Annotated in this window: 5 protein-coding genes and 1 pseudogene; 4 read left to right on the top strand and 2 right to left on the bottom strand. The window is 64.6% G+C overall.

Translation table 11 applies throughout. The features are described from left to right. The 4 genes and pseudogenes from G3O06_RS33930 to G3O06_RS33915 form a co-directional block, all read left to right on the top strand. Nucleotides 1–358, top strand: a pseudogene (locus G3O06_RS33930) (collagen-like triple helix repeat-containing lipoprotein); the annotation flags it as partial. A gap of 40 nt (nt 359–398) precedes the next feature. Then, nucleotides 399–1,820 (top strand): collagen-like triple helix repeat-containing protein, encoded by a 1,422-nt coding sequence (locus G3O06_RS33925; protein ID WP_205818819.1) that lies wholly within the window; start codon nt 399–401, stop codon nt 1,818–1,820. Between the two features lie 144 nt (nt 1,821–1,964). Then, nucleotides 1,965–3,650 (top strand): ShlB/FhaC/HecB family hemolysin secretion/activation protein, encoded by a 1,686-nt coding sequence (locus G3O06_RS33920; RefSeq protein WP_205818818.1) that lies wholly within the window; start codon nt 1,965–1,967, stop codon nt 3,648–3,650. A gap of 166 nt (nt 3,651–3,816) precedes the next feature. Further along, a complete protein-coding gene (locus G3O06_RS33915) occupies nt 3,817–4,278 on the top strand; it encodes a DUF2147 domain-containing protein (RefSeq protein WP_174912601.1) in 462 nt (153 codons plus the stop codon). Nucleotides 4,279–4,381: 103 nt separating this feature from the next. Here the strand turns inward: G3O06_RS33915 and G3O06_RS33910 are convergent, their stop codons facing one another. Continuing rightward, on the bottom strand, nt 4,382–4,792 hold the full coding sequence (locus G3O06_RS33910; protein ID WP_174980075.1) for a transposase: 411 nt from the start codon (nt 4,790–4,792) through the stop codon (nt 4,382–4,384). A 144-nt stretch (nt 4,793–4,936) separates the two neighbouring features. Further along, nucleotides 4,937–6,034, bottom strand: coding sequence for a cell division protein ZapE (zapE, locus tag G3O06_RS33905; RefSeq protein WP_174969218.1), 1,098 nt, complete (start codon nt 6,032–6,034; stop codon nt 4,937–4,939). Between the last annotated feature and the right edge of the window lie 27 nt (nt 6,035–6,061).

Here is a 6,061-nt window from a genome sequence, read left to right as displayed (position 1 = left end):
GGGCGCACTCGGCGGCGCAGCAGGCGGCAGCGGTGGTCCGCTCTCCCCGGTCACGGGCCTCGTCTCGACGGTCACGGGCGCACTCGGCGGCGCAACGGGTGGCAGCAGCCCGCTCGCTCCGGTCACGGGCCTCCTCGGCACGGTGACGGGCGCACTCGGCAGCGCGACGGGCGGCGCAGGCGGCAGCAGCCCGCTCGCCCCGGTCACGAACGTCGTGTCCACGGTGACCAGCGCGGTCGGCGCGCCGGCATTGACCGGCGGCACGGGCGCCGTCACGAACTCGGGCTCGTCGTCGAATCCGCTCGCGCCTGTCACGTCGCTGATCGGCGGCCTGCTCGGTGGCACGCACGGCAAGTAAACCAACATTCATCAATCGACAAGACAGCGAGGAGTCAATCATGTCCCAGCAACGTTCTCTCACGACAGCCACCCTGAGCCAGTGGCGCGTGCCCCTTACGGCCTTCGCCGCCGCCTGCCTGCTGGCCGCCTGCGGCGGCGGCGGCGTGAGCTCGCCGCCGACCAGCAGCAACAACAACCCCAGCAGCACGAGCGGCACGCCGAGCACGAGCGGCACCAGCGGCACGTCCACCGGCACCAAGGGTGTCGTCAGCACGGTTGGTCAGACGGCCACCGACCTCGGCAGCACGGTCGGCAACATCAGCGTGCCGGGCCTCGGCGACGGCGTGACGAAGGGCGTCGGCAGCACGCTCTCCAGCACCGGCACGATCGTCGGCGCAGCCGCCGATGCCGTGAGCAATGGCCTGGGACAGATCGGGACGACTAAGGATCCGGTCGGCACGACCGTCGCCGGCCTCGGCAATGTGGTCGGCGCGACGAGCAACACGGTGTCCGGGCTGAGCTCGACGGTCAAGGCGCTCGGCACGGGCCAGCTCGCGCCGCTCGCGCCCGTCACGACCCCGGTCGGCACCGTGCTCGACACGGTGGCCAACGGCTTGACGGCCGCCGGCACGACGATCGGCTCGACGCTGTCGTCGGGCGCCGTGCAGCAAGTGACGCAGCCGCTCAGTTCGGCGATCACTCCGCTCGTGATCACCGCCGGCCAGGTCACGCAACAGGTCGGCACGACGACCGGCCTCGGCCAACCCGTCTCGGGACTGCTCGGCCAGGTCGGTGGCGCGATCAGCTCGGCCGGCAAGCAGGTCGGAGGCACGTCGAGCCAGCCGCTCGTCGGCGACGTCGGTCAGCTCGTGACCGCCGTCGGCAACACCGTGACCAACGCGGGTGGCCTCGTCAATCCGAACGGCCCGAACGGCGCGGCACCGATCCCCGGCCTGATCACGAGCCTCGTCGGCGGCTCGACGGCGAGCGTGCAGAACGGCACGTCGTCGGGTTCCGGCTCGACGAATCCGCTCGGCGGCCTGCTGTCGGGTCTCGGCTCGACGCCGCTCGGCTCGCTCACGGGCGCACTCGGCGGCGCGACCGGCGGCTCGGGCAGCAGCCCGCTCGCACCCGTCACCGGCCTCGTCTCCACCGTTACCGGCGCACTGAGCGGTGCGGCGGGCGGCAGCGGCGGCCCGCTCGCCCCGGTCACGAATCTCGTGTCGACGGTCACGGGCACGCTCGGCGGCGCAACGGGTGGCGCAGGCAGTGCAAACCCTCTCGCGCCTGTCACCGGTTTGCTGAATACTGTCACCGGAGCAGTTGGCGGCGCGGCAGGATCCGGTGGCGCGAGCCCGCTCGCGCCGGTCACGTCGCTGGTCGGCAGCGTCACGGGTACGGCGACGTCGGGCGGCGGCTCGACGGGCCTGCTGGCACCGGTAACGGGGTTGCTGGGTACGCTGGGTAGCGTTGGCAAGTAAGGAGGACGGTCGCACCTTCGCAGCCGGAGCGGATGGCGCGACCGTACAAATACGACCGGCATTGCGGCACGCGGCGCGCGGCACCCTGGTGTCGCGCGCCGGCATTACAAAGAAGACGAAAAGCAAGGCCAACGAGGAAGAACAATGAAATCCAGACTCGACAGATGGATGATGCTGCTCGCCATCGCGGCAGCAGGCACGGCACATGCACAAACGCGCGTCGGGGGTAACCCGCTCGACTCCCTCCCCCAGATCAACGCGCCGAAAACCGGCCCGAACGTGACCGTGCAGGTCGCACCGCAAGCGCCGCAGTTGCAGGAGTTGCTGTCGCGCCATCTGACGCCGACGACGTTCCAGGTCGAAGGCGTGAAGTCCGTGCCGTTCGAGGAAATCTCGCGTCGCTTCACCCCTCTCGTCGGCAAGGACATCACGATCGGCGAATTGATCGAAACCGCCAACGGCGTGACGAAGCTGTACCAGGATCGCGGCTTCGCGCTGTCGTTCGCATTCGTTCCTGCCCAGACGTTCGAGAACGGCGTCGTGCGCATCACGGTTGTCGAAGGCTATGTGTCGGACGTCAAGGTCACCGGCAAGCCCGGTGCGATGGAATCGAAGATTCGTGCGATCGCCGCGCATATCACCGCCGATCGCCCGCTGCGCCGCGCGACGTTCGAACGCTACGTGAACACGTTCGGCCTGTTGCCCGGCCTCACGGTAAAGGCGAACGTACCGCCGCCGCAAACCACCGACGGTGCCACGACGCTAGAACTCGCGGTCGACCGCAAGCCGTTCAACGTCAGTACCGGTATCGACTTCAACCACCCGGGCGTCCAGGGCCTCATCACCGCCACCGAAAACGGCCTCACGTCGTTCGGCGAGCAACTGAGCATTTCCGCGCTGGCGCCGCCGGGGCGCGACAAGCAGACCTATTTCGCATTCAGCGGCGCGGTACCCGTCGGCAGTAGCGGCCTGATCACGCGCCTCGACGCGAGCACGTATCGCGGCAAGCCGACCGACAATCCGGGGCTGCCATCGACCGTTCAGCGAACCGTAAAAAATGAGAAGCTCGGTCTTTCGGCATCCTACCCAATACTTCTGAACAACCAGCGCAGCCTGCTCGGTACAGTGTCGGGCTATGCAGCGCACAACGACGACAACTATCAGAACAAAATCAACGGCAACACGCTCGACAACAGGTCGCAGGTACGCGTGCTGCAATTGCAGCTCGACTACACAAGCGTACAACCGAAGCAGGTGCGAAAACTGAGCGTCAATGTGGCCAAGGCGTTCGACATCCTCGGCGCATCGAAGTCGCAGACCGGCCTGGTCAACGGCACGACGTATACCTACGCCGACCCGACATCACTGACCTTCGTCCGCACCGGCGCAACCTTCACGCAAACGAACGAATGGCCGTTCCGGATCGGCACGTCAGTCTCGCTGACCGGGCAATACAGCCCCGACTCGCTGCCGACGTCCGAGCAGATCTCGTTCGGTTCGACGCGCTACGCGCTCGGCTATCAGCCAGGCGAAGCGTCGGGCGACTCGGGATGGGGGATGTCGCTGGAGGTCAACCGCGGCTTCACGCCGGGCTGGACGTATATGAAATCCGTTACGCCGTACATCGCCTACGACATGGCGCGCGTATACCTGCACGCGGGCACGCCGTCGCCGAACCGCATGTCGTCGGTCGGCATCGGCGTACGTTTCACGGACAGCCGCTTCTACAGCCTCGACCTGAACGTCGCGAAGCCGGTGGGTGACGCGCCCGTCGAAAGTGCATCACGCAGCCCACGCATCAACGCCGCATTCTCGTATCAGCTCAACTGATCGGTCACCAAACAGCCCGCGCCACGCGGGCTGTTTCGATTAGAGTCCCCTCTATCAAACGTGGCGCGTGGTTTCACGTATTCTGGCGAAGCTCGCAACATGCCCGCCCCATGCAGACGGTCGTGCGGGCAAATCGAACACGACATGCAAAACAAGGAGGATGACAATGATTCAACTGACCCGCCCGTTGCGTGCAATCGCCATCGCCGGCGCACTGCTCGCTTGCGCTGCTCCCACGCTCGCACAAGCAGACAGCCCCATCGGCATGTGGCAGACGATCGACGACAGCACCCATCAGCCGAAGGCTCTCGTGCAGATCTCCGAAGACGGCGACGGTGCGCTGAACGGCAAGGTCGTCAAGGGCCTCGGTGCGAACGATACGCCTGATCGCCGCTGTACCGCCTGCACGGACGAGCGCAAGGATCAGCTCATCAAGGGCATGACGATCATCAAGGCAATGAAGAAGGAAGGCGACCACTGGGACGGCGGCAACATTCTCGACCCGGAGAACGGCAAGGTCTACAAGTGCAAGATGACGCTTGAAGACGGCGGCCAGAAACTCGTCGTGCGCGGTTATATCGGCGTGTCGCTGCTCGGTCGTTCGCAGACCTGGGTTCGCCAGCAATAATGCGACTCGCGCTTAAACGCGCGGCTCAATGAAAAAATCGGCCTGCGACGAAGTCGTCAGGCCGATTTTGTTTTGGTGCGTGCGAAACTGGAACCTGCGGACATCACGCTGCATGTTTCAGCGTGTCAGACGCATAGCTGCCAGGTGCGCGATACGCGGGCGCCACATTGCTGCGCGCTTCCGCCGCTTTCGATTGCGTGTGCTTGCGCATTCGCGTGGACAATTCATTGCACAGATTTACGCCTGCGTCGCCATAGAGCTCACGCATGATACTCATCAACGTACCCGTCTCGTGCCAGACCTTGAAGCGCCGATGGCAAGTTTGATACGAAGGGTAACGGCGCGGCATGGCCGACCACGTTGCGCCACTGTAGATCACCCAGAGCACGCCGTTCAGGACGGCACGCGTATTGGCCAACGGACGGCCGCGCAACTCGGTGCGCGGCTGCATTTCGGGCAGAAGCGGCGCGACGCAGCGCCACTCGTGTTCGGTCAGATCGCGATACGGTGTCATGGACCTCTCCAGCCTTAGTAACCATGACACAACGATATCGGCTCACCTCAACAATGAATATAAGACAAATCCGAAAATACCCCGAGATTGCCTTGATTTGACCGGAATTGACGTTTGAATCCCGCCAATTGCCGGAAATCGCACTCAGGTCAGCGACGTATCGACGATGCGGCGCGGCGTTTCGATATATTCCTTCGACTGCATCTCGACGATTCGCGACACCGTACGTGCAAACTCGTTGGCCATCGGGCCTTCGATGTACAACTGCTCCGCCGGCACCGCCGCGGACATCAGCAGCTTGACCTTGTGGTCGTACAGCACGTCGATGAGCCACGTAAAGCGGCGCGCCTCGGACGCCATCCGCGGCGACATCTGCGGCACCTCGGACAGCACGATCGCGTGGAAGCGGCTTGCGAGCTCGAGATAGTCGTTCTGCGAGCGCGGGCCGCCGCACAGCGTCGCGAAGTCGAACCATACGACGCCGTCCGCCTTGCGCAGCGCCTTCAGCTCGCGCTTCTCGATATGCAGGAGCGGGCTTTCGTCGGGAACGGCAGCGAGCTTCTGGAACGCATGCCGCAATTCGCGATCGGCGTCCGCGCCAAGTGGCGTGTGATACATCTTCACCTGCGCAAGCGTGCGCTGGCGATAATCGACACCCGCATCGACATTGAGCACGTCGAGCCGGGACTTGATCAGCGCGATCGCCGGCAGCATGCGGTCGCGATGCAGGCCGTCCGGATACAGGTCATCGGGATCGTAGTTGGACGTCATCACGAACTGCACGCCGTTGTTGAACAAGCGGTCGAGCAGACGATACAGGATCATCGCATCGGCAATATCCGACACGTGGAACTCGTCGAAGCAGATCAGCCGGTAGCGCTTCGCGATGCGCCGTGCGAGTTCGTCGAGCGGATCGGCCTGCCCTTTCAATTCCTCGAGCTCGCGGTGCACCTCGCGCATGAATTCGTGGAAATGCAGGCGCGTCTTGCGCTGCACGGGCACGACCGCGTAGAAGCTGTCCATCAGGAAGCTCTTGCCGCGACCGACGCCGCCCCACATGTAGACGCCGCGCGGGAGGTCGGGATGATTGATGAGCTTCTTGAATGCGTTCGAGCGGCGCGACTTGTACTCGACCCACTCGTCGAAACATTCCTGCAGGCGGTCGACGGCGGCACGCTGCGCGGGATCGGACTGATAGCCGCGCGTGGTCAATTCGCGCGTGTAGTATTCGGTGACGTTCATCGGGCAAACCGGAAAAAACGAAGGCGG

The sequence above is a fragment of the Burkholderia sp. Ac-20345 genome (assembly GCF_017104825.1).
GTDB lineage: Bacteria > Pseudomonadota > Gammaproteobacteria > Burkholderiales > Burkholderiaceae > Burkholderia > Burkholderia lata_B.
This window is presented reverse-complemented; position numbering and strand designations above follow the sequence as displayed.

What these genes read in the sequence shown, in the direction of transcription:
- G3O06_RS33925 (WP_205818819.1), top strand. Translation starts at nt 399, where the DNA reads ATGTCCCAGCAACGTTCTCTCACGACAGCCACCCTGAGCCAGTGGCGC.
- G3O06_RS33920 (WP_205818818.1), top strand. Translation starts at nt 1,965, where the DNA reads ATGAAATCCAGACTCGACAGATGGATGATGCTGCTCGCCATCGCGGCA.
- G3O06_RS33915 (WP_174912601.1), top strand. Translation starts at nt 3,817, where the DNA reads ATGATTCAACTGACCCGCCCGTTGCGTGCAATCGCCATCGCCGGCGCA.
- G3O06_RS33910 (WP_174980075.1), bottom strand. Translation starts at nt 4,792, where the DNA reads ATGACACCGTATCGCGATCTGACCGAACACGAGTGGCGCTGCGTCGCG.
- zapE (WP_174969218.1), bottom strand. Translation starts at nt 6,034, where the DNA reads ATGAACGTCACCGAATACTACACGCGCGAATTGACCACGCGCGGCTAT.